Origin of the sequence: Streptomyces phaeofaciens (assembly GCF_014648915.1) — a bacterium.
GTDB lineage: Bacteria > Actinomycetota > Actinomycetes > Streptomycetales > Streptomycetaceae > Streptomyces > Streptomyces phaeofaciens.
Window position 1 is genome coordinate 170,923 of the sequence record NZ_BMSA01000001.1, and the last position, 24,422, is coordinate 195,344.

20 protein-coding genes and 1 pseudogene are annotated in these 24,422 nt (G+C 72.4%); 8 read left to right on the top strand and 13 right to left on the bottom strand.

Annotation, left to right across the window (positions count from 1 at the left end; translation table 11 throughout):
- Nucleotides 1–46: 46 nt before the first annotated feature.
- The gene (locus IE275_RS00755) at nucleotides 47–1,246 is read right to left on the bottom strand and encodes a glycosyltransferase family 4 protein (RefSeq protein WP_189706317.1); all 1,200 of its coding nucleotides are present in this window, start codon (nucleotides 1,244–1,246) and stop codon (nucleotides 47–49) included.
- A 32-nt stretch (nucleotides 1,247–1,278) separates the two neighbouring features.
- A complete protein-coding gene (locus IE275_RS00760; RefSeq protein WP_189706319.1) occupies nucleotides 1,279–2,259 on the bottom strand; it encodes an NAD-dependent epimerase/dehydratase family protein in 981 nt (326 codons plus the stop codon).
- 257 nt (nucleotides 2,260–2,516) lie between these two features.
- Here IE275_RS00760 and IE275_RS00765 point away from each other — a divergent pair, with 257 nt between their 5' ends.
- The 5 genes and pseudogenes from IE275_RS00765 to IE275_RS00785 all read left to right on the top strand — a co-directional run.
- The gene (locus IE275_RS00765; RefSeq protein WP_229870034.1) at nucleotides 2,517–3,989 is read left to right on the top strand and encodes a hypothetical protein; all 1,473 of its coding nucleotides are present in this window, start codon (nucleotides 2,517–2,519) and stop codon (nucleotides 3,987–3,989) included.
- Entirely contained in the window at nucleotides 3,986–5,563 is a 1,578-nt protein-coding gene (locus IE275_RS00770) for a hypothetical protein (RefSeq protein WP_189706321.1), read from the top strand. Before IE275_RS00765 ends, IE275_RS00770 begins: the two co-directional genes overlap by 4 nt.
- Complete coding sequence (locus tag IE275_RS00775; RefSeq protein WP_189706323.1) at nucleotides 5,560–7,110, top strand: oligosaccharide flippase family protein; 1,551 nt, start codon at nucleotides 5,560–5,562, stop codon at nucleotides 7,108–7,110. The genes IE275_RS00770 and IE275_RS00775 overlap by 4 nt, the downstream gene beginning before the upstream one ends.
- 116 nt (nucleotides 7,111–7,226) lie before the next feature.
- The gene (locus IE275_RS00780) at nucleotides 7,227–8,825 is read left to right on the top strand and encodes a fibronectin type III domain-containing protein (RefSeq protein ID WP_229870035.1); all 1,599 of its coding nucleotides are present in this window, start codon (nucleotides 7,227–7,229) and stop codon (nucleotides 8,823–8,825) included.
- A pseudogene (locus IE275_RS00785) lies at nucleotides 8,822–9,262 on the top strand (FAD synthase family protein); the annotation flags it as partial. The gene IE275_RS00780 and the pseudogene IE275_RS00785, both read left to right, overlap by 4 nt.
- On the opposite strand, the gene IE275_RS00790 reads toward IE275_RS00785, so the two are convergent.
- The gene (locus IE275_RS00790; RefSeq protein WP_189706327.1) at nucleotides 9,263–9,964 is read right to left on the bottom strand and encodes a CDP-alcohol phosphatidyltransferase family protein; all 702 of its coding nucleotides are present in this window, start codon (nucleotides 9,962–9,964) and stop codon (nucleotides 9,263–9,265) included. It lies immediately after the preceding pseudogene.
- A gap of 110 nt (nucleotides 9,965–10,074) precedes the next feature.
- Here IE275_RS00790 and IE275_RS00795 point away from each other — a divergent pair, with 110 nt between their 5' ends.
- Nucleotides 10,075–11,490, top strand: a complete 1,416-nt coding sequence (locus IE275_RS00795) for a glycosyl hydrolase family 28-related protein (protein WP_229870036.1) — start codon at nucleotides 10,075–10,077, stop codon at nucleotides 11,488–11,490.
- Nucleotides 11,491–11,522: 32 nt separating this feature from the next.
- On the opposite strand, the gene egtD is transcribed toward IE275_RS00795, so the two are convergent.
- From egtD to egtA, 4 genes are read right to left on the bottom strand one after another with little or no spacing between them, the layout of a single operon-like run.
- Entirely contained in the window at nucleotides 11,523–12,485 is a 963-nt protein-coding gene (gene egtD / locus IE275_RS00800; RefSeq protein ID WP_189706332.1) for an L-histidine N(alpha)-methyltransferase, read from the bottom strand.
- On the bottom strand, nucleotides 12,482–13,273 hold the full coding sequence (gene egtC / locus IE275_RS00805) for an ergothioneine biosynthesis protein EgtC (protein ID WP_189706334.1): 792 nt from the start codon (nucleotides 13,271–13,273) through the stop codon (nucleotides 12,482–12,484). The genes egtD and egtC overlap by 4 nt, the downstream gene beginning before the upstream one ends.
- On the bottom strand, nucleotides 13,273–14,589 hold the full coding sequence (gene egtB, locus IE275_RS00810) for an ergothioneine biosynthesis protein EgtB (protein WP_189706336.1): 1,317 nt from the start codon (nucleotides 14,587–14,589) through the stop codon (nucleotides 13,273–13,275). Before egtB ends, egtC begins: the two co-directional genes overlap by 1 nt.
- Nucleotides 14,586–15,896, bottom strand: coding sequence for an ergothioneine biosynthesis glutamate--cysteine ligase EgtA (gene egtA / locus IE275_RS00815; protein WP_189706338.1), 1,311 nt, complete (start codon nucleotides 15,894–15,896; stop codon nucleotides 14,586–14,588). Before egtA ends, egtB begins: the two co-directional genes overlap by 4 nt.
- Nucleotides 15,897–16,225: 329 nt before the next feature.
- Between egtA and IE275_RS00820 the strand changes: the two genes are divergently transcribed.
- On the top strand, nucleotides 16,226–17,059 hold the full coding sequence (locus tag IE275_RS00820) for a TIGR02452 family protein (RefSeq protein WP_189706340.1): 834 nt from the start codon (nucleotides 16,226–16,228) through the stop codon (nucleotides 17,057–17,059).
- A 12-nt stretch (nucleotides 17,060–17,071) separates the two neighbouring features.
- Here the strand turns inward: IE275_RS00820 and IE275_RS00825 are convergent, their stop codons facing one another.
- The 5 genes from IE275_RS00825 to IE275_RS00845 all read right to left on the bottom strand — a co-directional run bounded on the left by IE275_RS00825 (nucleotide 17,072) and on the right by IE275_RS00845 (nucleotide 21,571).
- The gene (locus IE275_RS00825) at nucleotides 17,072–17,518 is read right to left on the bottom strand and encodes a type II toxin-antitoxin system PemK/MazF family toxin (RefSeq protein ID WP_189706342.1); all 447 of its coding nucleotides are present in this window, start codon (nucleotides 17,516–17,518) and stop codon (nucleotides 17,072–17,074) included.
- A 44-nt stretch (nucleotides 17,519–17,562) separates the two neighbouring features.
- A complete protein-coding gene (locus IE275_RS00830) occupies nucleotides 17,563–18,945 on the bottom strand; it encodes a flotillin family protein (protein ID WP_189706344.1) in 1,383 nt (460 codons plus the stop codon).
- 146 nt (nucleotides 18,946–19,091) lie between these two features.
- Complete coding sequence (locus IE275_RS00835; RefSeq protein ID WP_506417343.1) at nucleotides 19,092–19,310, bottom strand: NfeD C-terminal domain-containing protein; 219 nt, start codon at nucleotides 19,308–19,310, stop codon at nucleotides 19,092–19,094.
- Nucleotides 19,311–19,345: 35 nt separating this feature from the next.
- Complete coding sequence (locus IE275_RS00840; RefSeq protein WP_189706348.1) at nucleotides 19,346–19,639, bottom strand: hypothetical protein; 294 nt, start codon at nucleotides 19,637–19,639, stop codon at nucleotides 19,346–19,348.
- Nucleotides 19,640–20,146: 507 nt separating this feature from the next.
- Entirely contained in the window at nucleotides 20,147–21,571 is a 1,425-nt protein-coding gene (locus IE275_RS00845) for an amidase (protein WP_189706350.1), read from the bottom strand.
- Between the two features lie 262 nt (nucleotides 21,572–21,833).
- Between IE275_RS00845 and IE275_RS00850 the strand changes: the two genes are divergently transcribed.
- A complete protein-coding gene (locus tag IE275_RS00850) occupies nucleotides 21,834–23,222 on the top strand; it encodes a glycoside hydrolase family 43 protein (RefSeq protein WP_189706352.1) in 1,389 nt (462 codons plus the stop codon).
- 21 nt (nucleotides 23,223–23,243) lie between these two features.
- Here IE275_RS00850 and IE275_RS00855 read toward each other — a convergent pair whose 3' ends face one another.
- Nucleotides 23,244–24,353, bottom strand: a complete 1,110-nt coding sequence (locus IE275_RS00855; RefSeq protein WP_189706354.1) for a CapA family protein — start codon at nucleotides 24,351–24,353, stop codon at nucleotides 23,244–23,246.
- Between the last annotated feature and the right edge of the window lie 69 nt (nucleotides 24,354–24,422).

Consider the following 24,422-nt stretch of genomic DNA (forward strand, 5'->3'; position numbering starts at 1 on the left):
GCCGCCGTTCGCGGCCGGACCGACCGCCGGAGAGCGCCCACCCGGTTCAGCGCACCGGGAGGAGACTCACCGACCGGAGGATGTCCTCGAAGCGCGAGGCGCAGTCCTCCAGGGCGAACTCCCGCTCGGCCAGGGCGCGGCTCTCCTTGCCCAGCGCCTCGGCGCGCGCCGGGTCGGACAGGATCTCGCGGGCCCAGGCGCAGGCGTCGCCGAGGGCGGACTCCTCCGGCGGGAAGACCGCCGACCCCGCCTGCCGCAGCAGCCGCGCGGCCAGGTTCCCGGCGGGCATCAGACCGAGCACGGGGCGCCCGGCGCACAGGTACGACAGGGTCTTGGACGGCACCGAGAACTCCCCGGCGTCCGCCCCCAGCAGGACGACGAGCAGGTCGCCCGTGCCCAGCACCTCGGGCAGCCGCTCGTAGGGCTGGAAGGGCAGCAGGGTCAGGTCCACGCCCCGGGCGGCCGCGGCCTCCCTGAGCACGGGCACCGCCGGGCCGTCGTTGACGACGACCAGCCGGACCGGAGTGCCGTCCCGGCGCAGCCGCTCGGCCAGCCGCACCAGCAGCGCCGGATCGTGCTTCAGGCCGAGGGTGCCGGAGTACAGCACCGTCCGCACGCCGTTCAGACCCTGCTCGGCCGACCAGGCGTTGGCCCGGTCCACCGGGACGATCTCGTCCAGCGGCGCCCAGTTGGGGATGACGGTGACCTTGTCGGCGGTGCCCCACTCCCGGTGGATCCGCAGGAACGAGTCGGCGATCACCACCACGGCCGCGGCCCGCCGAGCCGACCACTTCTCGCCCGCCCCGAAGACCTTGGCGGCGACGCCCATCGACCGTGCGACGCCCTCGGCGGCGAAGCTCTTGAGGGCCACCGCGGTCACGTCCTGGTGCCACAGCACCCACGGGATGCGCAGCCGCCGCAGCACGGCCGCCGCCACCACCAGCACCGGGATCGGCAGGTTGGACAGCAGCGCCACATCGGGCTTCTCCCGCCGTACCTGCCGGGCCAGTTCGAGACCCAGCAGGGTCTCCTGGCGGAGCCGGCGGACGTAGGCGTCCTTCTTCAGGGCGGTGCCGTCGCCGATGGTGGCGAAGCGCAGACCGGGGGTGTCCCCGGCGAGGTTGCCCTTGCCGGAGACGTACGCCGCGCACGTCGAGTGGACGACGTCGTGACCGCGGCGCGCCAGCTCCCGGCTCAGCTGGGCCTGGAACGGATGGCCGCTGTAGTCGTGGACGAGGATCCGCATCGGTTCTCCCTGTCCTGGTAGTCGGCCGGCCGTCACTGCTGGGAGCGCTTGACCTGGTCGTAGACCCAGGCGTACGTCTTCTCGAGGCCGTCGAGCAGGGCGACCGAGGGCTCCCAGCCGTGGATCTCGCGGATCAGGGTGTTGTCGGAGTTGCGGCCGCGGACGCCCTGCGGGGCGTCGAGGCGGTGGCTGCGCTCGCAGCGCACACCCGCGATCCGCTCGACCATGTCGACGAGCTGGTTGATGGTCACCAGCTCCGAGGAGCCCAGGTTGACCGGCTCGCCACTGTCCCCGCGCATGATCATCTGGCTGCCGTGCAGGCAGTCGTCGATGTACATGAAGGAACGGCTCTGCTCGCCGTCGCCCCAGATCTCGATCCGGTGGTCACCGGAGAGGACCGCCTGGGCCACCTTCCGGCACACCGCGGCCGGGGCCTTCTCACGGCCGCCGGTCCAGGTGCCGTGCGGGCCGTACACGTTGTGGTAGCGGGCGACGCGGGTGACGAACCCGTAGTCCTCGGCGTAGTGGCGGCACATGCGCTCGGAGAACAGCTTCTCCCAGCCGTAGCCGTCCTCGGGCTGCGCCGGGTAGGCGTCCTCCTCGCGCAGCGCGGTGACGTTCGGGTCGGTCTGCTTGCCGGCGGCGTACACGCAGGCGGAGGAGGAGTAGAAGTAGCGCTCCACACCGGCCTCGTGCGCCGCGCGCAGCATGTGGGTGCTGGTGAGGACCGACAGCATGCAGGCGGCCTTGTTGTTCTCGATGAATCCCATGCCGCCCATGTCGGCCGCGAGCATGTACACCTGGCCGGCGTCCCGGACGCCCGCGCGGGCGCGCTCCAGGAGCGAGAGGTCGTCGACCACGTTCTCGGCGTCGGGGTGCACCTGGTACCACTCGTGCCGGGGCTTGATGTCGATCGAGCGGACGGTCAGTCCCTGGGCAAGGAGGTCGCCCACGAGATGACCACCGATGAATCCCCCGCCCCCGGCGACGACGACGTCGACCTGCTTGCTCATGGCACAACTCCTCTGGCATTCCGGAGATCTGATGCACGGTCAGTGCGACCGGCGTCCATAAGCAATACACATTTGTCACGATATGGGGTAAATGGCGCGCCGCGCCCGATCGTGCACGTCACCTCGATGACTCTGTTCGGGGACTCGCCCGCCGAACTGATTGATTCGTGCGCGCCTGGACCGATTTACGAGATATGAGCGCTATATATCTTTCAGTGATGTTTCAGCCTAAATACTCGCTCGACAGAGAGGTCGGGATGCAGGACGCTCGCGTCCGCAGTGTGGCTGCGGTCTTCGTCTGGGCCGTGGTGCTGACCGTCGTGCTGCCGGGGCTGATCCTCCAGTCGCACAGCGTGCAGGGCTCGGCCGCACTCGCCCTCCAGGGCGTCGTCGTGGCCCACACCGGGGGCGCCCTCGCCCGGGTGCTCACCGCGCCCACCGTGCGGTTCGTCGCCTTCGGCTTCTGGGTCTTCGCCTATGTCTGGCTCGGCCTGGCACCCCTCGCGATGCTTGCCTCGGACACCTACCCGTGGTCCTACCGCACCACCGGGGTGACCGCCCTCGCGGCCGTGGCCGTCGTCGAACTCGGACTCCTCGCCTACAGCGCCGGAACGGCCCTCGCCGCCCGCCGGGAGCAGGGCCGCGCGGCCACCGCCCCGCCCGGACTCGTCGAGCGCGTCCTCTCGCGCCGTATCGCGCCCTGGCGCCTGCTCACGCTCTGCGTGCTCGCCTTCGCCCTCGCGGCGCTGCTGATCGCCGGCCAACCCGGCCGCCTGGGCGCGTACTTCACCAGCCGGCAGGCCATCACCGAGGCCGGCGGCGAGGACTCCTCCCTGCGGTCCCTGCTCACCTGGTCGCTGTCCGTGCCCGCGTTCTGGGCGCTGCTGGCCCTGCTGCGCATCCCGCGGCGGCCGGGCGGCGACCGCTGGCTGCGCGGGGTGCGCTGGATGCTGCTGCCGTTGCTCGTGGCGCTCAACGTCGTCGTCAACAACCCCATCAGCAAACCGCGGTTCTGGGCCGGCATGGTCCTGCTGACCCTGCTGTTCTCGGTGCCCCGGCTGTGCCGGCCCCGCGCCTTCCGGATCAGCGCGGCCGCCCTCATCGCCGCGCTGCTGTTCGTCTTCCCGTACAGCGACTACTTCCGCTACAGCGACCGGGAGGCCATCTCCGTCGTCTCGCTCTCCGAGCAGTTCACCACCAACGGCGACTACGACGCCTACCAGCAGGTGCAGACCGGAATCGACCACGCGAACGACGACGGGTTCTCCCCGCAGAACGTGTTCGGCCCCCCGCTGTTCATGGTGCCGCGCTCGATGTGGCCGGAGAAGCCCGAGGACACCGGCATCACCCTGGCCCGGTACGCGGGTTACGAATTCCACAACCTCTCCGCGCCCCTGTGGATCGAGAGTTACCTGTGGGCCGGACCGTTCGCGGTCATCGCCGTGTTCTGTCTGCTGGGCGCGTTCGGACGGCGGGTCGACGACATCCGGCACCGGCTGCGTGACCGGGCCGGCGTCATCGCGACGCTGCTGGTCCCGGCCTTCGCCTTCTACCAGATGGTCTTCCTGCGCGGCAGCCTGCTCGCCATCGCGGGCCCGCTCACGCTGCTGGTGGCCGTCCCGCTGCTCATCAGCACTCCCACCGCCCGAGCATCCCGGTTCCCCTCAACGGCGATGCCGACCGCACCCAACCGTCACGCATCGATCCCCGGAACAGGAGGGCACCCGTGACCGGCCCCATCCACTTCGACGACCGGTACGACGAGCCGGACCAACTACGCGACCAACTGCGTCGCATCCTGCGCCACCGTGTGCTCATCGCGCTGGGAATCCTCCTGGGAGTGTTCGGCGGGCTGGCCCTGGCCCAGCAACGCGCCCACACGTACACCGCCACCAGCGAAGTCCTCGTGCGCTCCACCTTCGACCAGTTCGGCGCGGTCGGCGTCAGCGCCGACAACCAGGTCAGCATGACCACCGAACAGCAGATCGCGGGCAGCGCCGCCGTCGCCCTGCGGGCCGTGCGCGCCCTGGGCCGCCCGGACGGCCAGGCCAACGACTACGCGGCCCGGGTCCGGGTCACCAACCCGCAGAAGTCCCAGGTGCTCCGCTTCGAGTTCACCGCCGCCGGACCCGAGCGCTCGGCGCGCGGCGCCAACGCCTTCGCCGAGGCCTACCTCGCCGACCGCAAGAGCCGCAGCCAGGCCACCGTGCTGCGCGCCACGCAGGCCCTGGACCAGCAGATCGCCGTCCTGAACCAGCAGCTGGCCAATGACACGGCGCCCGCCAAGACCGCCGCGCAGAGCCAGCTCTACACGCTCCAGAAGCGCGTCCTGGACATCAAGTCCCGCGACATCGACGCCGGTGACGTCGTCCGCCGGGCCGTCGCCCCCGCCCTGCCCGTCGGTCCCGGCATGCGCACCCTGCTCGGCCTCGGGCTGGTGTGCGGACTGCTCCTCGGCATCGTGCTGGCCTGGGTGCGCTCCTCCCTCGACAACCGGATCCGGTCGGTCGGTGAGGTACAGGGCGCCCTGGGCGCGCCGGTGCTCGGCATCCTGCCCGACGAGGGCCGCCCCGGCGGCGCCCTGCTGACCGTCGGCCGTACCGAGGGCCTGCGCGCCGAGGCGTACCGGGCGCTGGCCTTCCGGGTGCGCCAGGTCGCCGGTTCGGACGGCCCCGGCCAGGTGCTCGTCGTGGCCCCCCGGCACTCCGACATCGCCGAGGAGGTCGCCGCCAACCTGGCCGCGGCCCTCGCCGACGAGGGCGGCGAGGTCCTGCTCATGGACGCCGCCCCCGACACGTCCGACCTCGCGGCCCGGCTGCCCCTGATGCCGTACGAGGCCCCCACCCTGGAGGAGGCGTTCCTGCCCGCCGGGAGCGTCCTCGTCGACGCCGACGTCACCGGACGGTTCGCCTTCTCCTCGGGCGGCGGCAGCGCCCCGCGCACCCGCGTCATCGGCTCCGCCGACCGCGACCGGCGGCTGCCGGGCGACAGCGACACCACGACCGTCGTCGTCGCCGGCCCGTTCCTCACGGACGCCGACGCGCTGGCGGTCGCCCAGCGGGTCGACGGCGTGCTCGTGGTCGCCGGTCTCGACGGCACCCGGCGCGACGACCTCAGGCAGGTGGAGGAGCTGATCGGCTGCGCCGGCGCCCGTCTCCTCGGTGCCGTCCTCGACGCGGGCCGCCCGCGCCGTCGGCTGCGTGGACTGCGCCGCCGTCCGAAGTACCGTCCCGTGTCGCACGCCGGCGCGTCGGCCATGGAACTCCCCGTGCAGGACAACACGCTCACGGTCTCCCGCCGGTGACCGCCCCCGAAGCGGCTGCTCCCACCCGCCCCGGGGCTCCGGCCCCGAGCGGGGTGGCCGCGGCCGCCCGGGGCGGGTGGTGGGGCATGGCGGGGTCCGGGGTGAACGCCGTCTTCTCGTTCCTGCTCGTCGGCCTGATCACCCGGGCCGTGGGAGCGGACGGAGCCGGCGCGGTCTTCACGGGCGTCGCCCTGTTCACCATCCTCAGCAACACCTGCAAGCTCGGCTCCGACACCGGACTGGTCCGGTTCGTGCCGCGCGACCTCGCCGTCGGCGACGGCCGGTCGGTGGACGCGCTGCTGCGCACGGCCGTCCTGCCGGCGGCCGTCGCCGGCACCGCGGCCGCCGTACCGCTGCTGATGTCGCCCACGCCGGCGATCGCCCTGCTGCCGGACCTGCCCGCGGCGGACGCCGTCGCGCTGGTCCGGCTCTTCGGTCTCTTCCTGCCCGCCGCCACCGTGGGCATGGTCCTGCTCGGCGCCACCCGGGGCTACGGCACGGTGGTGCCGTTCGTCGGTGTGGAGCAGATCGGCAAGCCGGTGCTGCGCGTGCTGATCGCCGTTCCCGTGGCCTTCTGGGCGCCGGGGACGCTCTCCCTCGCCTCGGCCTGGCTGCTGCCCGCGCTGGCCGGCTCCGTCGCCGCCTGGGTCTGTCTGCGCCGCTGCCGCGCCGGCCGCGCGCCCGCCGACCCCGGGTCCGGCACCTCCGGCGGATCCGTGACCTGGCGGGAGTTCTGGGGCTTTTCGGCGCCTCGCGCGGTCTCCTCCGTCTTCGACATCAGCGCGGTCTGGGTCGGCGTCCTGCTGCTGTCCGCCCTGACCACGGCCGGCGAGGCGGGCGTCTACACCGCGATCGGCCGGGTGGTCACCGCGTGCACCCTCGTGCAGCTCGCCGTCCGGCTCGCCGTCGCACCGGAGATCAGCCGGCTCCTCGCCGTCGACGACTTCGCCCAGGCCCAGGTGCTGCACCGCGTCTCGACCTGCTGGACCGTGTTGTTCTCCTGGCCCCTGTTCGTCCTCGTCGCCTCCTTCCCCGGCACCGTACTGTCCGTGTTCGGGCCGGAGTTCGGCGTCGGCGCGCCCGCGCTGGTGGTGCTGTGCGCCGCCTCCATGGTCAACGTGGCGGTCGGCAACGCGCAGACCGTGCTTCTCATGGCGGGCCGCAGTTCCTGGCATCTGGCCGTCACCGCCGCCGCGTTCGGGGTGCAGCTGACCGTCGGACTGCTCGCCGTGCCGGTCTGGGGCGTGCTCGGCGCCGCGATGTCCTGGGGCGCGGCCATCGTGGTGGAGAACCTCGTGGCGGCCGCGCTCGTCCGCCGCCGCCTCGGCTTCACGACCGTGGACGGCGGCTACGCCGTCGCGCTCGCCCTCGGCGTGGCCGTCACCCTCGTCCTGACCACCACCCGCCTCCTGAAAGGTGACACCCCGTCAGGACTCGCCGTGGGGATGGCCTTGGGATTGTGTGTATTTGGTACTAGCTTGTGGCGATATAGGACGTTGCTGGGAGTGAGCGAGCTGGTCGGGGTGCTGCGCCGCCGCGCCGCATGAGCACCCAGTCGGCGTCCTGTTCCGCAGACCACTCACCGCACTGCCATGGGGTGTTCCACTTGCGCCTGAGAAAGCTCCGATCGAAGCCGGTCACGAGGGTCGCCGTCACCGCCCTCGTGTGTTCCACCGCCCTGCTCGACGCCTCCTTCGCCACGGCCGCCGGCGGCGACCCCGCGACGTTCGCCGCCGACGCGCTCGCCACCTGGCAGCCGGAAGGCATCGTCTGGTCGCTGGCCGCCGCGAACGGCGTCGTCTACGTCGGAGGGTCCTTCGAGACGGTCCGTCCGCCCGGCGCCGCTCCGGGCCAACGGCAGGTGAAGCGCAGCAACTTCGCCGCGTTCGACGCCAGGACCGGTGAACTCCTGCCCTGCGCACCGACGTTCACCGGGCACAACCACACCGTCCGGGCCCTGAAGGCCTCGCCCGACGGCCGGGTGCTGTACATCGGCGGCTCCTTCGACAAGGTGGGATCCCACCGGGTGGCCAACATGACGGCCTTGAACACCAAGGGCTGCACCGTACGCAAGGAGTTCAAGCCGAGCGTCTCCGCCACGGTCCGGGCCATCGACAGCACGGCCGGCACGGTGTACCTGGGCGGCGACTTCGTCCGGATCGGAGGACAGTCCCGGCCCAGGATCGCCGCCGTCGACACCAAGGGCACCCTGCTGCCCTTCAGGGCGGAGGTCGACCTGCCGGTGCGCTCCCTGCTGGCCGCGCCGCAGCACAACAGACTGTTCGTCGGCGGGGACTTCGAGTCGGTGAACGGACGGCCCATCCGCTCGCTGGTCGCCCTGCACCCGACCACCGGCGCCACGGTGCTCACCTATCCGGGCTGGTTCCCGTCGCAGTCGTCGGTGAAGACGATCGCCCGCGACGAGAACCGCTTCTTCGTCGGCGCCGAGGGCCACGGCCCGGGCATCTACGACGGCCGCATCGCGGGCAAGATCGCCAACGGCACCATGGTCTGGAAGGACACCTGCTTCGGCGCCACCCAGTCGGTGGTGCCCTTCAAGGGCGTCCTCTACAGCGCCTCCCACGCCCACAACTGCAACGAGACGCCGGGCGGGTTCCCCGAGCGCGGCGACCGCCAGCACCTGCTGGCCCAGTCGGTCGAGGACCGCAGGATCCTGCACTGGTTCCCCGACACCGACGGCGGGATCGGCGAGGAGGTCGGCCCCCGCGCCCTCGTGGTGTCCAAGGGGTATCTCTGGGTGGGCGGCGAGTTCACCGAGGTCAACGAGAAGCCGCAGCAGGGCCTCACCCGCTTCGGCGACAAGGACACCGGAGCGCCGAAGGTGCCCGCGCTCAAGCTGGACAGCGCCACACCCGGCAAGGTCAACCTCGCCTGGCGCGCCACCTGGGACCGGGACGACGCCGCCCTGACGTACCGCATCTACCGGGACGGGAAGCTCGTGGGGCGCAAGACGGAACGTTCCACCTACTGGGACATGCCGCGGCTGACCTACACCGACACCGTGGAAGCGGGCTCGCGCCACACCTATCGCATCGAGGTGACGGACGGGACGAACACCTCGGCCAAGTCCGAGGCCCTGACCGTGACCGTGCCGAAGCCGGCGAAGCGGGCCACGGCACCGTCGCACGAGTCGCGGCAGCAGTCGCCCACCGAGCCGCAGGAGGCACAGCGGCAGCCGGCCGCCACCCAGCCGGAGCAGCCGGTCGAGGCGGCCGTGCGCGAGGCGGGTGACGCGCGATGATCCGCATCGGATTCGCCCCCGGCGTCTACGACCTGTTCCACGTCGGGCACCTCAACATCCTGCGTGAGGCCCGCCGGCACTGCGACCGGCTGGTCGCGGGGGTGACCTCCGACGAGCTGACCGAGCGCCTGAAGGGCAGGACCCCGGTCGTCCCGCTCGCCGAGCGGCTGGACATCGTCCGCAGCGTCCGTTACGTCGACGACGCGGTGGTGGAGTCGGAGGTCGACAAGCTCACGACGTGGAAGCGGGTCGGATTCCACCGGATCTTCAAGGGCGACGACTGGCGCGGCACGCCCAAGTGGCTGGAGCTGGAGCGGCGGTTCGCGGAGGTCGGCGTCGACGTCGTCTACTTCCCGTACACGATGCACACCTCCAGTACCAAGCTGCGCAGCGCCCTGGAAATGCTCGCCGCGCCGCAGCAGTCGGTGGAGATCCCGTCAGCGCAGCTCCCGGTACCACTTCACCAGGAAGGCGCCCATGAACAGGACATGGGCCGCGAGCAGCGCGCAGTACACCGTAAGGAAGACGTCCTGACGTCCCAGGAATAGGAAGCTGACGCAGGTCAGCCCGTAGTCCACCGGCAGCAGCAGCACGGAGCGCAGCGCCGGTGGCGAGGCGGGCGGGGCGTCGTTCGGGGTCCGGCGCTTGAGCTTCTCCGTCAGGATCCCGGCGAAGAAGATCACCACGGCCGCGAGCTGGAAGAGCATCGGCGCCAGCAGGAAGCGCGGACTCGGCAGGGTGAAGAAGCGGTAGAACGACACCAGCACCACCAGGTGGAGGGCGACGATCTTGATGCAGTCCAGGACATGGTCGAGCCATTCGCCCGACGGGCTGCCGGAGCGCTGGCCCCGCGCGAGCTGACCGTCCGCCGCGTCCAGGGCGAATCCCACCGTCAGGGACGCGGCGACGCAGACGGCCAGTGTCGGGCCGGGCGGCACCAGCGCCACCGCGGCCAGGGCCGGAAAGGTGAACAGGGCACCGAGGACGGTCAGCTGATTCGGTGTCGCCCCCACCCTGAAGGCCACCGCGGCCAGCAGACGGCCGGCCGGACGGTTGACGAACCGGGTGTAGAGAGAAGCCCCTTTCGCAGGCTTCTGTGCCGCCGAAAGCTGCCTGAGTACCTCGGCAAACTCGGTCATTTCTCTCCTTGAGCGACAAAACCGCTGGAAAGAAGGCAATTATGGCAGAACGGGGAGGCGGGATGGCTCGTGTCAGCCGTCGGCAACTTCTGCGTGGCGGAGCGACGATCGTGGCCGCCACGGCTCTGACCGCCCACAGCGCGTCCGCCGCCGTCGGGCCGGGGCGCGGCGATCCGATGGTGGGGGCCGGCCGGCCGCGCCGCTCCGAACTGCTGGCCCGCGTGATCAACGTGGCCGATCTCGGCGCGGCGGGTGACGGACGCACCGACGACAGCGCCGCGTTCGAACTCGCCTACACGCTCGCCGCCTCCCGGGTCACCCGCGGGGTCGGGCGCACGGTGATCGAGATCCCGGCCGGCGAGTTCCTCATCACCCGCCCGAACGCGCTGCTCGACGGAGTCGCCCCGCTGCGGCCGGCCAACGGGCTGCGCTTCACCGGGGCGGGCAAGCGCATGACCACGATCGTCTTCCGGCCGCCGACCGGACCGGGTTCCTTCCTCTGCCGCAACGAGGACATCTGGTCGAACCTCGCCTTCGAGGGCATGCAGTTCCGCTCGGCCACACCGGGCGCCTCCTTCTTCAGCTCGTACTCCACCGGTCAGGCGCAGGACTACCGGTTCACCGAGTGCGAGTGGATGGGGGAGTGGGAGTTCGGGCTCGCCCTGGACGGCACCGACACCAACTCCGAGATGCGCTGGGAGGCGTGCCGGGTCGGCGGCGGCTACCGCCGGGCGTTCCTGTACTCGGGCCTGTCCCGGCGCGGACAGACGGACCCCAACGACCAGGACCAGTTCCTCAACTACTGGTTCAACGACATGAAGGTCGAGTACGAGTGGGGCAACTTCCTGGAGTTCCCCTACGGCGGGTCGATCAACTGCCGCGGCGGCTCGTACATCATCACCGGCACCCGCCCCGAGAGCACCGCGGAGTACGGGACCACCAGCACGTTCTTCCGGTTCCCGGTGGCCCGGCACCACGACTCGGTGCAACGCTTCCACGCCCAGGACATCCGGTTCGAGGTGCGCAACCCGGACGCACGGATCATCGACTGCGAGTGGAAGAGCGGCACGGTCCACTTCACCGACTGCGACGACACCGGGCTGGCCTTCAAGGACTTCGCCCCCGAACTCCGCGCCCACCGCTACACCGTGGGGCCGCGCGGCCCGCTGATCCGTTACGACACCTGTCAGCTGGTGGGCCGTCACGAGTACCGGGCGGCTGACCGGCAGGAACCCCTCCAGGCCGTCGCCCGGTACGACATGTGCCTGCTGCGCAGCCACCCCGAGGACGACTTCGTGGTCGCCCAGGGCACCACCCGCGGGCCCGGGCCGGTCACCTTCGTGGGCTGCCTGGACGGCAGCGTCGACCGTGAGGCGACGCCCGATCGGCCCGGTCCCGCGGCTCCGCAGGCGCCCGCGGCGCCGGACTTGCCCGACGCCGCGCAGCAGCCCGCGGCCCCGGCGCCGCCCGCGAACCCGGCGCCCCCGGCGGGGGGCGCCGCCCCGCCGGCATCCGGCGGGAGGTGACGCGGACGGCCGGGGGCCGGTGGCCGCCGTCCTCAGCGGGCCACGCTGAGCGACAGCGCGAACCGGCCCTCACGGTCGGTCCACCAGCGGGTCAACTCCAGTCCGGCGGAGGACAGTTCGCTCCTCACTCCCTCCTCCCGGAACTTCGCGGACACCTCCGTGCGCAGTTCCTCGCCGGCCGCGAACTCCACGGCGAGGTCCAGCGCGGGGATCTTCACGGTCTGGTCGGCGCGTGAGCGCAGCCGCATCTCGATCCACTCGTTCTCCGCGTCCCAGAGGGCGACGTGGTCGAAGGCGGCGGGATCGAAGTCGGCGTCCAGCTCGCGGTTGACCACGGCCAGCACGTTCTTGTTGAACGCGGCCGTCACCCCGGCCGCGTCGTCGTACGCCCGGACCAGCACCGTCTCGTCCTTGACCAGGTCGGTGCCGAGCAGCAGCGCGTCGCCCGGCGCGAGCAGTGCGCGGACCGAGGCGAGGAACACGGCCCGCTCGGCCGGCAGCAGGTTGCCGATGGTGCCGCCGAGGAAGGCGACGAGCCGTGGGCCTGGGGTGTCGGGCAGGGCCAGCCGTGCGGTGAAGTCGGCGATCAGGGCGTGCACGTCCAGCCCCGGCCGCTCGGCGATCAGGGCGCGCCCGGCCTGGGTGAGGGCGCTCTCGCTGACGTCGACCGGCACATAGGTGCGCAGGCCGTCGAGCGCGTCGATCAGATGGCGGGTCTTCTCGGAGGAGCCCGAGCCGAGTTCGACGAGGGTCCGGGCGCCGGACGCGGCGGCGATCTCGCCCGCGCGGTCCACGAGGATCTCCCGCTCGGCGCGGGTCGGGTAGTACTCCGGGAGTTCGGTGATCTGCTCGAACAGCTCGCTGCCGTGCGCGTCGTAGAACCACTTCGGCGGCAGCGTCTTGGGGTCGGCGGTGAGACCGCGCTGGACGTCGGCGCGCAGCGCGGCGTCCGTGGCGTCCTCGGGGAGGGTGCGGGTGATCTGGAACGGACTCACGTGCCGGTCTCCTTGGGTGGTGCGGGCGCCAGGTGCGTGCTCGGGTCCTTGAGCGGGGTGAGCAGGACGTCGGTGCGGCTCGCCGCGAGCAGGGTGCGGTCGGGAACCTCCTGCCAGCGGGGATCGTCGTCGTACGGTTCGGAGGCCACCACCGTGCGGACGCCGGGCTCCGTGAGGTACCAGAGGGTGTCGCCCCAGGCGGTCGCGGTGATCGTGTCGCCGTTGGTGAGGAGCAGGTTGAGGCGGGAGCCGGGGGCCGCCGCGGCGACCTCCAGGACCGTGTCGGTCAGCGCCTGGCCCTCGGGGTCGCCGGCCCGCAGCCGGGCCAGGACCAGGGCCCACACGAACGCGGAGTCGTTGCGTGCCTCCATCGACAGCACATCGGCCGCCGGCAGCGTCCGGGCGAGCGCCGCCAGGGAACGCGGCCAGCCCGTGACCGCCCCGTTGTGGCTGAACAGCCAGGTCCCGGCCGCGAACGGCGCCGCGGCGGCCTCCGCGTCGGCCCCGGCCAGCGTCGCGTCCCGTACGGCGGCCAGCAGCGCGCCCGAGCGGACCACCCGGGCCAGGTCGGCGAAGGACAGGTCCGCCCAGACGGGCCCGGCCCGGCGGTAGCGGGCCGGCACCGGGTCGCCCTCGGCGTACCAACCCACCCCGAAACCGTCGGCGTTGACCGTCCCGTACCGCTGTCGCCGGGGTGCCCACGACTGGCGGTACAGGCTGTGCCCGGGCTCCACGAGGACGCTGCCGAGCGCCGTGTCGGGTCCCAGGTAGGCGAGGTGACGGCACATCAGACGGCCCCCGAGCGGGCGGTGCGGAACCCGGAGAAGATCTGCCGCCGCACCGGGTAGTCCCAGTTGCGGAAGGTGCCCCGGCAGGCGACCGGGTCCACCGCGAACGAACCGCCGCGCAGCACCTTGTGTTCCGGGCCGAAGAACACCTCCGAGTACTCCTTGTACGGGAACGCCCGGAACCCGGGGTAGGGCAGGAAGTCGCTCGCCGTCCACTCCCAGACGTCGCCGATCAACTGCCGTACGCCGAGCGGGGACGCGCCCTGCGGATAGCTTCCGGCGGGGGCCGGGCGGAGATGGCGCTGCCCGAGGTTGGCGTGCTCGGGCGTGGGGTCGGCGTCGCCCCACGGGTAGCGCATCGAGCCGCCGGTCGCCGGGTCGAAACGGGCCGCCTTCTCCCACTCGGTCTCGGTGGGCAGCCGGCGTCCGGCCCAGCGGGCGTAGGCGTCGGCCTCGTACCAGCACACGTGCAGCACCGGCTCGTCGGGCGGCACCACCTCGGTGATCCCGAACCGGCGGCGCAGCCACTGCGCGCCGTCCCGGTGCCAGAACAGCGGGGCGTGCAGCCCGTGCCGCCGGACGTGCGCCCAGCCCTCCTTCGTCCACCAGCGCTCGTCGTCGTAGCCGCCGTCGTCGATGAACGTCTGGTAGGCGGCGTTCGTGACCGGGGTGGTGTCGATGTGGAAGGGGGCCACCTCGCGCCGGTGCGCGGGGCGTTCGTTGTCCAGCGCCCACGGCTCTCCGGAGGTGCCCATGGTGAACGGGCCGCCGGGGACGAGGACTTCGGCCGGGCCGGTGAACAGCGGGGCCGGGTCGGGGTCGGGGGCGGTCAGGGCCTGCGGGCCGGTGCGGAGCTGATGGGTGATCAGCATCGTCTCGTCGTGCTGCTGTTCGTGCTGCGCGATCATCCCGAAGGCGAACCCCGCCTCGGTCAGCCGCGTGCCGTGGAAGTCGGCCGACTCCAGCAGGTCCGTCACCCGGCCGCGCACCTCCGCCGCGTACTTACGTGCCTCGGCGGGCGGCAGCAGCGGCAGCGACGGACGCTCGGAGCGAGGGTGCTCGAACGCGTCGTACAGGCCGTCGATCTCGGGGCGCATCGCCTCGCGGCCGGCCACCGTGCGCAGCAGCCACAGCTCCTCCTGGTTGCCGATGTGGGCGAGGTCCCACACCAGCGGGGACATCAGCGGGGAGTGCTGGGCGGTGAGGTCGGGGTCCTCGACGCAGGTGGTCAGGAGGGTGGTGCGCTCGCGGGCGGTGGTGAGGGTGGCGAGCGCGCGGGCGCGGAGGGTGTCGGCGTCCAGGGCGGGCTCGGTCATGGGCGGAGGTCCTTCCCGTACGCGCGGGTGTCCGTGCCGCGCAGGCGGTCGAGCTGGTCGTCGGCGGGGGTGCGCCCGGTCAGCACATAGCGGTCCCGGAACGCCGTGACGGCGTCCAGGACGGCCGGGGTGACCCCGAGCCGGGGCAGGGCCTCCAGGGCCGCCGCGAAGCAGATGACGGCGGCCTCGTGCAGCTCGGGGTCGGTCAGTCCGTCGCGGGCCGCGTCGATCCACAGCGGATTGTGCGGGGCGGGCAGCGGCACCGCCCGCTCGGCCAGGGGTTTCACGGCGCGGTAGGCCGTCTCGGCGGCCTGGGGGTCGTCGAACAGCGCCGTGGTCACGGCGACCGGAACGATCCAGCCGTCCTCGCCGGACTGCGCGTCGATCATGCGCAGCTCCAGGTGGCCGCGTGGTCTGACCGGGGGGAACAGGGTGGTCAGGTGGTAGTCGAGATCGGCCCGGGTGGGCTCCCCGGTGCGGGTCCACTCGCGGAACGTCAGCCGCTCGGGCACGTCCCACGGGCCGTTCTCGCGCCGTACGCACATCACCGGTGCGTCGAGCACGTGCCGGGCCCAGGCCGCGCGCGGATCGCCGTCCAGGGCGGGGGCGCCCGCGCGGCCGGCGCCGATCTCCGTCCACAGCAGCTGCCGGCTGGAGCGCCAGCCGGTGGCGACGCCGCGGAGGAACGGAGAGTTGGCGAAGGCCGCCGTCAGGACCGCGCCCAGGGTGTTCGCCAGCCACCAGCGCCGTCCGTGTCCGAGCGGGCCGGGCTCCTCGTAGCCGGCGTCCAGGCAGACCTGTACGGAGGCCGAGGTGCACATCATGGCGCGGCCTGCCGGGCCCGTACGGTCCAGGCACGCCTCCATGGCGTCGTAGCGCGGCTCGCGCAGATACCGGCGGGGGACGTGCCAGGGGTCCGTGCCGAGGCCCGTGAGGGTGAGGTCCTGCTCCCGCAGGGCCGCGCGGACGGCCGCCAGGTCGGCGGAGACGATGCCGATGCACTCGGTGAGGGAGGCGGCGGGCGGCGAGCTGAGTTCCAGCTGGCCGCCGGGTTCGACGGTGAGCGCCGAGCCCAGGGGCACGCTCTCCAGTGCGGCGTAGGCCGCCTCGAGTCGTTCGGGTGTCACGGGGAGCCGCGGTGTGCGCAGCTCGTGGACCAGCCACTCCAGCTCGATTCCCACGGTGGTGGGTGGTCCGGTCTTGAAGCAGATGCCCTTGACGAGGGCCTCCACCTCGGCTTCGGTAAGGGCGTCTCGGTGCTCCGTACAGTCGGTCGGGTCGGTACCGTCGCTGGCCGAATCGGACATGTCGGGATCCTCCTGAGATTCCACCATGCCACCGGTCGGGCCTCGGGGCGGCCCGACCGGCATCGCTCGTCCCACCCAAGACCCTCGTCCCGATTCGCACAAGGGTGCGTATCGGCGATTTTGGGGACCGGGAGCCTCCGGTTCCATGCCGGTTTGAGGCTGTTTCCTGGGCGTTTACGACCGTGTCGTCGACGTGTTGCCGCGCCGGAAAACGCGTTGCACGCCAGGTCCAGGATCACTCACGATGCGTGCATGAGCACGACGGGGGAGACGGACGGGGCGCGAGCGACCGCGCACCGCACACTCATGGCGTCCACGGGGGTGGCGCCATGAGCGCACGGCTGCGCGGTATCGCACGGGAGACGGAGGCGATCGTCGCGGCGGGCGCCTACCGGGCCTCCGACGGGCGCGAGGTGTCCCTCGCGGCGGCCGTCGAGGCCGCCCGGGCCGGCACCAGCACGGTCGGGCCGGGGCCGGTCGAGGTACCGGACCTGCCGCCGGCGGAGACGGTCCTGGAGGTCACGGGCGAGAGCAGCGCCGAGGCCGCCCGCCGCCTCGCGGACCGGCCGGTCGCCGTCCTGAACTTCGCCTCCGCCCGCAATCCCGGCGGCGGCTACCTCAACGGCGCCCAGGCGCAGGAGGAGGCCCTGTGCCGGGCCTCCGCGCTGTACACCTGCCTGCTCGGGGCGCCGGACTTCTACGCGTACCACCGCGCCCATCGCGACCCGTTCTATACCGACCGGGTCATCCACTCCCCGGCCGTACCGGTCTTCCGCGACGACCGCGGCCGGCTCCTCGACGAGCCCTTCACCGCCGGATTCCTGACCGCCGCCGCGCCGAACGCGGGCGTGGTGCTGCGGACGGCCCCGGAGCGCGCGGCCGATCTGCCGGGCGCCCTGGCGGTCCGCGCCGAGCGGGTCCTGGAGACGGCGGCGGCCCACGGCTACCGGCGCCTGGTCCTGGGGGCCTGGGGCTGCGGCGTGTTCCGCAACGACCCGGTCCAGGTGGCGACCGCCTTCCGCGCCCTTCTCACCCCGGGGGGTCGTTTCGCCCACACATTCGAACAGGTGACGTTCGGGGTGCTGGACCGGACGGCGGGCAGCGTGGTGCGGGGGGCGTTCGAGCGGGTGTTCGGCCAGGAGGGCGTCCGGTCTGCGGAGTAACCGCCTCCGGCCTCAGGTCCAGCCGTACCGCGTGTGCAGCCGCTGGCGGACGAGGTTGAACCGCATCCGGTCCAGGGCGCAGGCCTCGCGGCGCATGCCGGACTCGTGGAGACGCAGGACGCGGTCGATGTCCACCCAGGAGTCGCGTCCGGAGCGGTCCCACGGGCCGCTGCCGATCGCCACCCACTCGCGGTCGTTGTCGTGGCGCTTGCTGGAGAGCTGCACGGCCAGGAGCGTGCCGGACGCCTCACGGGCCACGACGAGCACCGGGCGGTCCTTGCCCCGGCCGTCGTTCTCCTCGAAAGGCACCCAGGTCCAGACGATCTCCCCGGGGTCGGGGTCGCCGTCGTGCGCGGGCGCGTACTCGGTACGGACCCGGCCCACCGCGCGGGTGTCGGCCTCGGTGGTGGCGGTGGGGCCGGAGCGGCCCGGGACGTCTTCATCGGTATACGCGGTCACGGGGGCACCCTAAGGGGTACCCCCGTGACCACGTCGTCAGCGGGTCACTTCTCCTCGACCCGCACCTGCTGCGACGGCGGGTTCGCCGTCCCGTTGAGGGACGAAGCGCCGTTCACGGTCTGCCCGTTCTGGTTCATCGAGGCCAACAGCTGACGGGCCAGACCCAGCCCCGTCCCGCCCATGGTGAGCGCCTTGGCCAACATGTCGGCCACCCCGTCGGCACCGTTGAGCACCACCATGTTGTCCACGTTGCCGAACGCGGACGCGCCCGCCTGGACGATCTCCGGCCACTTCTCCGCGAGTTGCTGCGCGACCACGGCCTCCTGGTTCTCGGCGAGGGCGGCGGCACGGGCCTTGATCGCGTCGGCCTCGGCGAGCCCCTGGGCCCGGTTCGCCTCCGCCTTCGCGAGACCCTTCGCCTGCGTGGCCGCGGCCTCCGCCTCACCGGTGGACCGGGTCTCCGTCGCCTTGGCCTCGGCCGCCGAGATCCGGGCGTCGCGCTCGGCCTCGGCCAGCGTCCGCTTCTCGTACGCCTTGGCGTCGGCCGGCTTGCGGACATCGGCCTGGAGCTGCTGCTCGCGCCGCTGCGCCTCCAGTTCGGCGACCCGCGTCTCCTGGACCACGACCTCCTGGCGGGCCGCGGCGTCGGCGAGCGGACCGGCCTGCCGGGCCTTGGCGTTGGCCTTGTCCTGCTCGGCCTGGTACCCGGCCTTGAGGATCTCGCTGTCCCGGGTGGCCTCGGCCATCCGCCCGAACGCCAGCTGCTCGGCCTCGGTGGCGAGCCGGTCGGCCTCGGCCTGCGCGATCCGGGCGTCCCGCCGCACGGCCGCCAGATGCGGGGCGGACAGGTTCTTGATGTACCCGGTCGGGTCCTCGATCTCATGGATCTGGAGCGAGTCCACGATCAGGCCCAGCTTCTCCATCTCCGTGCCGCACGCGGCACGGGCCTGCCCGGTCAGCTTCTCCCGGTCGCGGATCATGTCCTCGACCGTCAACCCGCCCACGATGGCCCGCAGATGACCGGCGAACACGGTGTGCACGCGCTCCGCCATCAGCTTCTGCTGGTCGAGGAAGCGGCGGGCCGCGTTGGCGATCGACACGAAGTCGTCGCCCACCTTGAAGATGACCACGCCCCGCACCTTGAGCGGAATGCCCTGGTGGGTCACGCAGTCCACGTGCAGTTCCGTCTGGTTCAGGTCGAGCGAGAGCTTACGGACCGCCTGCATCCCGGGCGTCACGAGCGTGCCCCGCCCGGTGACGATCCGGAATCCCATCCCCTCCTCCAGGCCTTCCAGTTTGTGCTTCGAACCGGAGATGATGAGCGCCTCGTTGGGCTCCGCGACACGCCACATCAACTTGAACGCACCGATCAGGGCGAGGACGGCACCGACCGCCGCACCGACGATGAGACCGACTTCCATGGGCATGCACTCCCCCAGTGCAGGGTGCCTGAAGGCACCGAACGTAACGGGAGTGTGAGCCCGCGCACGAGCCGTGTACAGACGCGGTCGCACCGCTGTTGCCCGCTTGGTACATACGGCGTCCGTACGGCACATCACGGGCGCGCGCGGCCTCAACCGCCGTACATCGCCGCGACGTAGACCGTCCTCGGCGGGAGGTACTCCACCACGGTGACCATCGTCCCCCGCTCGATGCGTTCCGTACCGGCGGCGGGGTAGGCGAGAAAGTGCTCGGCGCCGCCGCGCACCCGGACGATCACCTCGCCGACGAGCCCGGGCCCGATCGTTCCGGTGACCCGCCCCATGAGCCCGACCATCGACGCTTCGTCCATGGTCACAGAGTAGGGGCCGGTGACCGCACACGGCCTCAGTCCGCCACCGTATCGGTCGACTTGACCGGCACCGGACCGTGTGGACGCGCGTCCCCGCGCACCAGGGAGACCACCGTACGGCGGTCCGGCACCTTCGCGCGGACCGGGTGGCGAGGCTCCGGCGGGCCGCCGGGCCCGTCGGCGAGCCGGTCCAGCTGGCTGCGGTACAGCGTCACACCTCCGGTGACCGCCCGCGCGCACAGCACCGCCAGCACACCCGGACCCAGCAGCGACGCGTCCCCGAGCATCTCCGCGACCATCACCAGCACCCCGAGCGGAGCGTGCGCCACCGGCCGGCGCGCAGTCCGCCGGGGCCGGACCGGTCAGCCCGAGGACGGCGACGTCGCCGCGCTCGTCCTCAGGCGGTGCCCAGCCGCCCGGCAGCACGGTGGCGTACGACAGCCCGCCGGTCGTGGAGCCCGGGTGGTCGAGGGTGACCGGACGGCTTCCCGGGCTCTGACGGGGGGACAGTTCCAGGACGTACTGCACGACATGAGCACAGGTCAGCACCCGCCCCCCGCTCACCAGAACACCCGCTCCCACCGGTGTGTTGTCCGCGCCGAGAATCCGTACCCGCCATGAGTCCTCGATCGACTGCGACACCCCGCGCCCCGTTCGCTTCGTCTTGACTCGATGTTGTCAGACAATCGCTGCGGGTGACAGCCGTGTGCCGCGATCCCGGGACCGCGCAGCCGGTTCACGCGGGCGGGGCCGGGGCGCGTCCGGACGCGCCCCGGCTCACACCGCCGGGAGCGCCCCTGGCCCACCCGGCGGGAGAGGGGCCGAGGACCGCCGGTTCACACCGCCGGGGTGGGGCCCAGAGCCGTCCGCTCCGGCCACCGCTCGTGCCAGCGCAGGTCCGCCTCCAGCTGGGCGGCGAGGGAGAGCAGCAGCGGCTCGCTGTGTGCCGGGCCGAGGAGTTGCGCACCGACCGGCAGACCCTCGGGGGTGAAGCCCGCGGGGACGTTGACGCCGGGCCAGCCCAGGACGTTCCACGGCCAGGCGTAGGGGCAGGCGGCGATCATCGCGCGGTCGGTGGCGAACCCGCCCAGCTCCCGCATCGCCCCGATGCGCGGCGGGGGAGCGGCCGTGGTGGGGGCGAGGACCACGTCGTACGTCGTGAAGAAGCCGCCGATACGGCGGTGCAGGACCGTCTCCGCGCGCCGGGCCGCCCGCAGCGGGGCGCCGGCGAGCAGCCGGCCGAGCCGGGCGGCGCCGTGGGTGCGCCGGTCGAGGAGGGCGGGGAAGGGCGCGTCGGCGACCCACTCGGCGATGCCCGCGGTCGCCCGGGGCACGAAGGTGAGCCCGATCCGCCCGTACGGCGGGTCGGCCTCCACCACGTCGTGGCCCAGGGCCGCGAGCTTCGCGGCGAGTTCGAGGACCCGGGCGCGCACCTCGGGGAGCAGGCGGGCCGGGAGCGCGGTGAACGGCGGCTTCAGCGAGAGCGCGATCCGCAGCCGGCCGGGGTCGCGGCCCACCGCGGCCGAGGCGTCGACGGCGGGCGGCCGGTGCGGGTCGAGGTCATGGTTGCCGCTCGCCGCGTCGAGCAGCAGGGCCGCGTCGGCGACCGTACGGGCCAGGGTGCCGTTGACGGTGATGCCCTGGAAGGACTCGCCGCGCGGCCAGGTCGAGACCCGCCCGCGCTGCGGTTTGACGCCGACGAGATGCGTCCAGGAGGCCGGGATCCGCACCGAACCGGCCCCGTCCGAGCCGAGCGCGGCCGGTACCAGGCCCGCCGCCACGGCCGCCGCCGAGCCGCCGGAGGAGCCGCCCGGGGTGTGATCGGTGTGCCAGGGATTGCGGGTCGCGCCGAAGGCCGGGCCCTCGGTGAACGGCCACTGGCCCAGCTCGCAGGTGTTGGTCTTGCCGACGACCACGGCCCCGGCCGCGCGCAGCCGCCGTACCGCCTCGCCGTCCGCGGCGACCGCCGGATATGTGCCGGGGCAGCCGAAGGCGGTGGGCTCGCCGGCCACGTCCATGTCGTCCTTCACGGCGACCGGCACCCCGAGCAGGGGGGTGCGGACCCCGGCGGCCAGTCGCCGGTCCGCCGCGTCGGCCTCGGCGAGCGCGGCCTCGGTCCGTACGATCCGGAAGGCGTTGAGCGTGTCCTGGGTGGCCGCGATGCGGGTGAGGGCCTGCTCGACGAGCTGACGGGAGGTCACCTCCCCGGCGGACAGGGCGCGGGCGGACTCGGCCAGGCCCTGGGCACGGTCGAGCGTCATTGCGGGACCACCTCCGGTGCACGATGTCTACCGGAGAGTAACTCCCGGACGGGGCGAGTCGTACAGCTTTCGCACAGGTGGCGTCCGGGCGTGTTGAAACCATTGACGCACACCTGCCTCACCTTTACCTTCTGCACGACTTCTCGAACCTTGTTCGATACCTCGGACGCGCAAGTTCATACGAGTCGTTACGAGTCGGTACGAGTTTGCGCGAGTCGGTACGAGTCAGTACGAGTCAGTACGAGTCCAGGGAGAGCCGCCCGTGACCACACGCCCCTCCACCCCCTCCCGCCGCGCCCTGCTCCGGGCGATGGCCGCGCTGCCCGCCTCGGTCCTCGTCCTGGGCGAACTGCCCGGACCGCTCGGCACGGCCGAGGCAGCCGCCCCCGCGAGCGGCTCCGCCACCCGGTACACGATCGTGCCGTTCCTCAACAGCGACGACGGCACGGTGAACGTGTACCAGTCCGACGACGCCACCGACTTCCGGCTGGTCCAGGCCTCCGCGTACACCCCGCCCTCGAACCGCATCCGCGACGCGAGCGTGTTCAAGCACACCGACGGCTACTACTACGTCACCTACACCACCCACACCTGGCAGGACGTCAGCACCACGATCGGCTTCGCCCGCAGCTCCGACCGGATCAACTGGACCTTCCTGTACGACTACACCGTCCCGATCGCCGGCCTCTCCCGCGCCTGGGCGCCGGAATGGTTCGTGGACAGCGACGGCAGCGTCAACGTCATCGTGTCCTGCTCGCTGACCAGCGACGAGTGGATCTTCACGCCGTATCTGCTGAAGGCCGCCAACTCCGCCCTCACGGCATGGAGTTCACCGGCCGCCCTGTCCGGCATCGGCGCCAACCACATCGACACGTTCCTCGTGAGGATCGGCTCGACGTACCACGCCTTCACCAAGAACGAGACGACGAAGTACATCGAGTACGCCACCGCCACCAGCCTCACCGGCCCCTACACGATCTCCAGGACCGGCGACTGGGCCGGCTGGGGCAGCTACCGCGAGGGCCCGGCCCTGGTCCAGCTCGACAACGGCACCTGGCGGATCTTCTTCGACGGCTACGGCGACGGCAACTACTACTACAGCGACAGCACCGACTCCTTCGCCACCTGGAGCGCCCCCAAGGCCCTGCCGGCGATCTCGGGCACCGCCCGTCACTTCACCGTCATCAAGGAGACGGTGTCCGGCGGCCCGGGCATCACGAAGAACGCCACCCGCTCCTTCCGGTCCGCCAACTACACGACGCGGTACTGGCAGACGCAGTCCTCGCTGCTCAACCTGCCGGTGGTGACCAGCTCCAGCACCAGCAGCGAGAAGACGGCGTCCACCTTCACGGTCGTCGCGGGCCTCGCCGACTCCAACGGCTACTCGTTCCGCGACTCCTCGGGCAACTACCTGCGGCACTACGACTTCCGTGCCCGCTTCGACGCCGACGACGGCACCACGACCTTCGCCAAGGACGCCACGTTCGTCGCCCGCACCGGCTCGGCGAGCGGCTCGGTGCGCTTCGAGTCGTACAACTACCCCGGCTACTACCTGCGGCACTACAACTACCAACTGCGGGTGGAACTCGGGAACGGCACGGACCTGTTCCGCCAGGACAGCTCCTTCGTACCGGTGACGGCCTGGGCCTGAGCCCGACGGGCGGCCGGGTCCTCAGCGGGACCAGGCCGCACCGAGCGTGCCGTCGGCGTCCAGGGTGACGCCCAGGCCGTCACTGACGCGGTCGAGCGTGGCGCGCAGCCAGGCGCGGTCCGCGTCCGTCGGGGTCTCGAGACGCATCCGGCGGGCCCGCAGGGGCACCATGCGCAGGTCCGCAAGCCGGCCCGAGTCCGCGGCCACGGTCGCCAGGTACGCCAGCCGGAGGTCGTCCCGGTACTCCTCGTGGCCCCCGATGCCCTCGTAGTCGTCGATGAAGTCGCCGCAGCCGTGCAGGACCAGACGGCCGCGGTACACCTCCACGCGGCGCGGATGGTGCGAGGAGTGGCCGTGGACGACGTCCACGCCGCCGTCCACCAGCGCGTGGGCGAACCGGACCTGGTCGCGGGCGACGCGGTGCCCCCAGTTCGAGCCCCAGTGCACGGAGACGACGGCGAGGTCTCCCGGCCGCCTCGCACGCCGGACGCGGCGGACCACCGTGTCGGCCGCCTCCGCCGACAGCCCGGGAAGGCAGGCGACCCCGGCCGCGTCCGGGGTCGCCGCCCACTCCGGCGGCACCCCGGCGGAGCGCGTCCCGAGGGCGAACACCAGGACGCGGCCGCCCGCCGGGACGGGCACCGCGGCGGGCGCGCAGGCCTCCTCGGGACCGCGCCCCGCCCCCGCCGTACGCAGGCCGGCGCGGTCCAGCGAGTCCAGCGTCTCCGTCAGGCCCCGGCGGCCGAAGTCCAGCACATGGTTGTTGGCCAGGACGCAGACGTCGGGCCGGGCCACCGTGAGCGCGGGCAGGTTGGCCGGGTGCATCCGGTAGTGGACCGCCTTGCCGGGCGAGAAATCGCCGCCGCCCGTGACAGCGGTCTCCAGGTTCACGATCCGGACGTCCGGGGCGCTCTCCTCCAGCAGCCGCAGCGCCTCGCCCCACGGCCAGGCCCAGGGGACGGGGGCGGGGATCGGCCCGCTGACCGCCTCCGCCAGCCGCACGTACGACCGGGCGTCCCCGACACAGTCCTCCCGCAACCGCGGACTGCCGGGATGCGCCAGGATCTGGTCGACACCGCGCCCGAGCATCACATCACCGCACAGGAACAGCGTCACCACGCCGCCGCCCATGTCCCCACGGTACGTCGGCCGGGGTACTCGGACCGCGGACGTGGTGAACCGAGAACGGGGTGAAAGGCG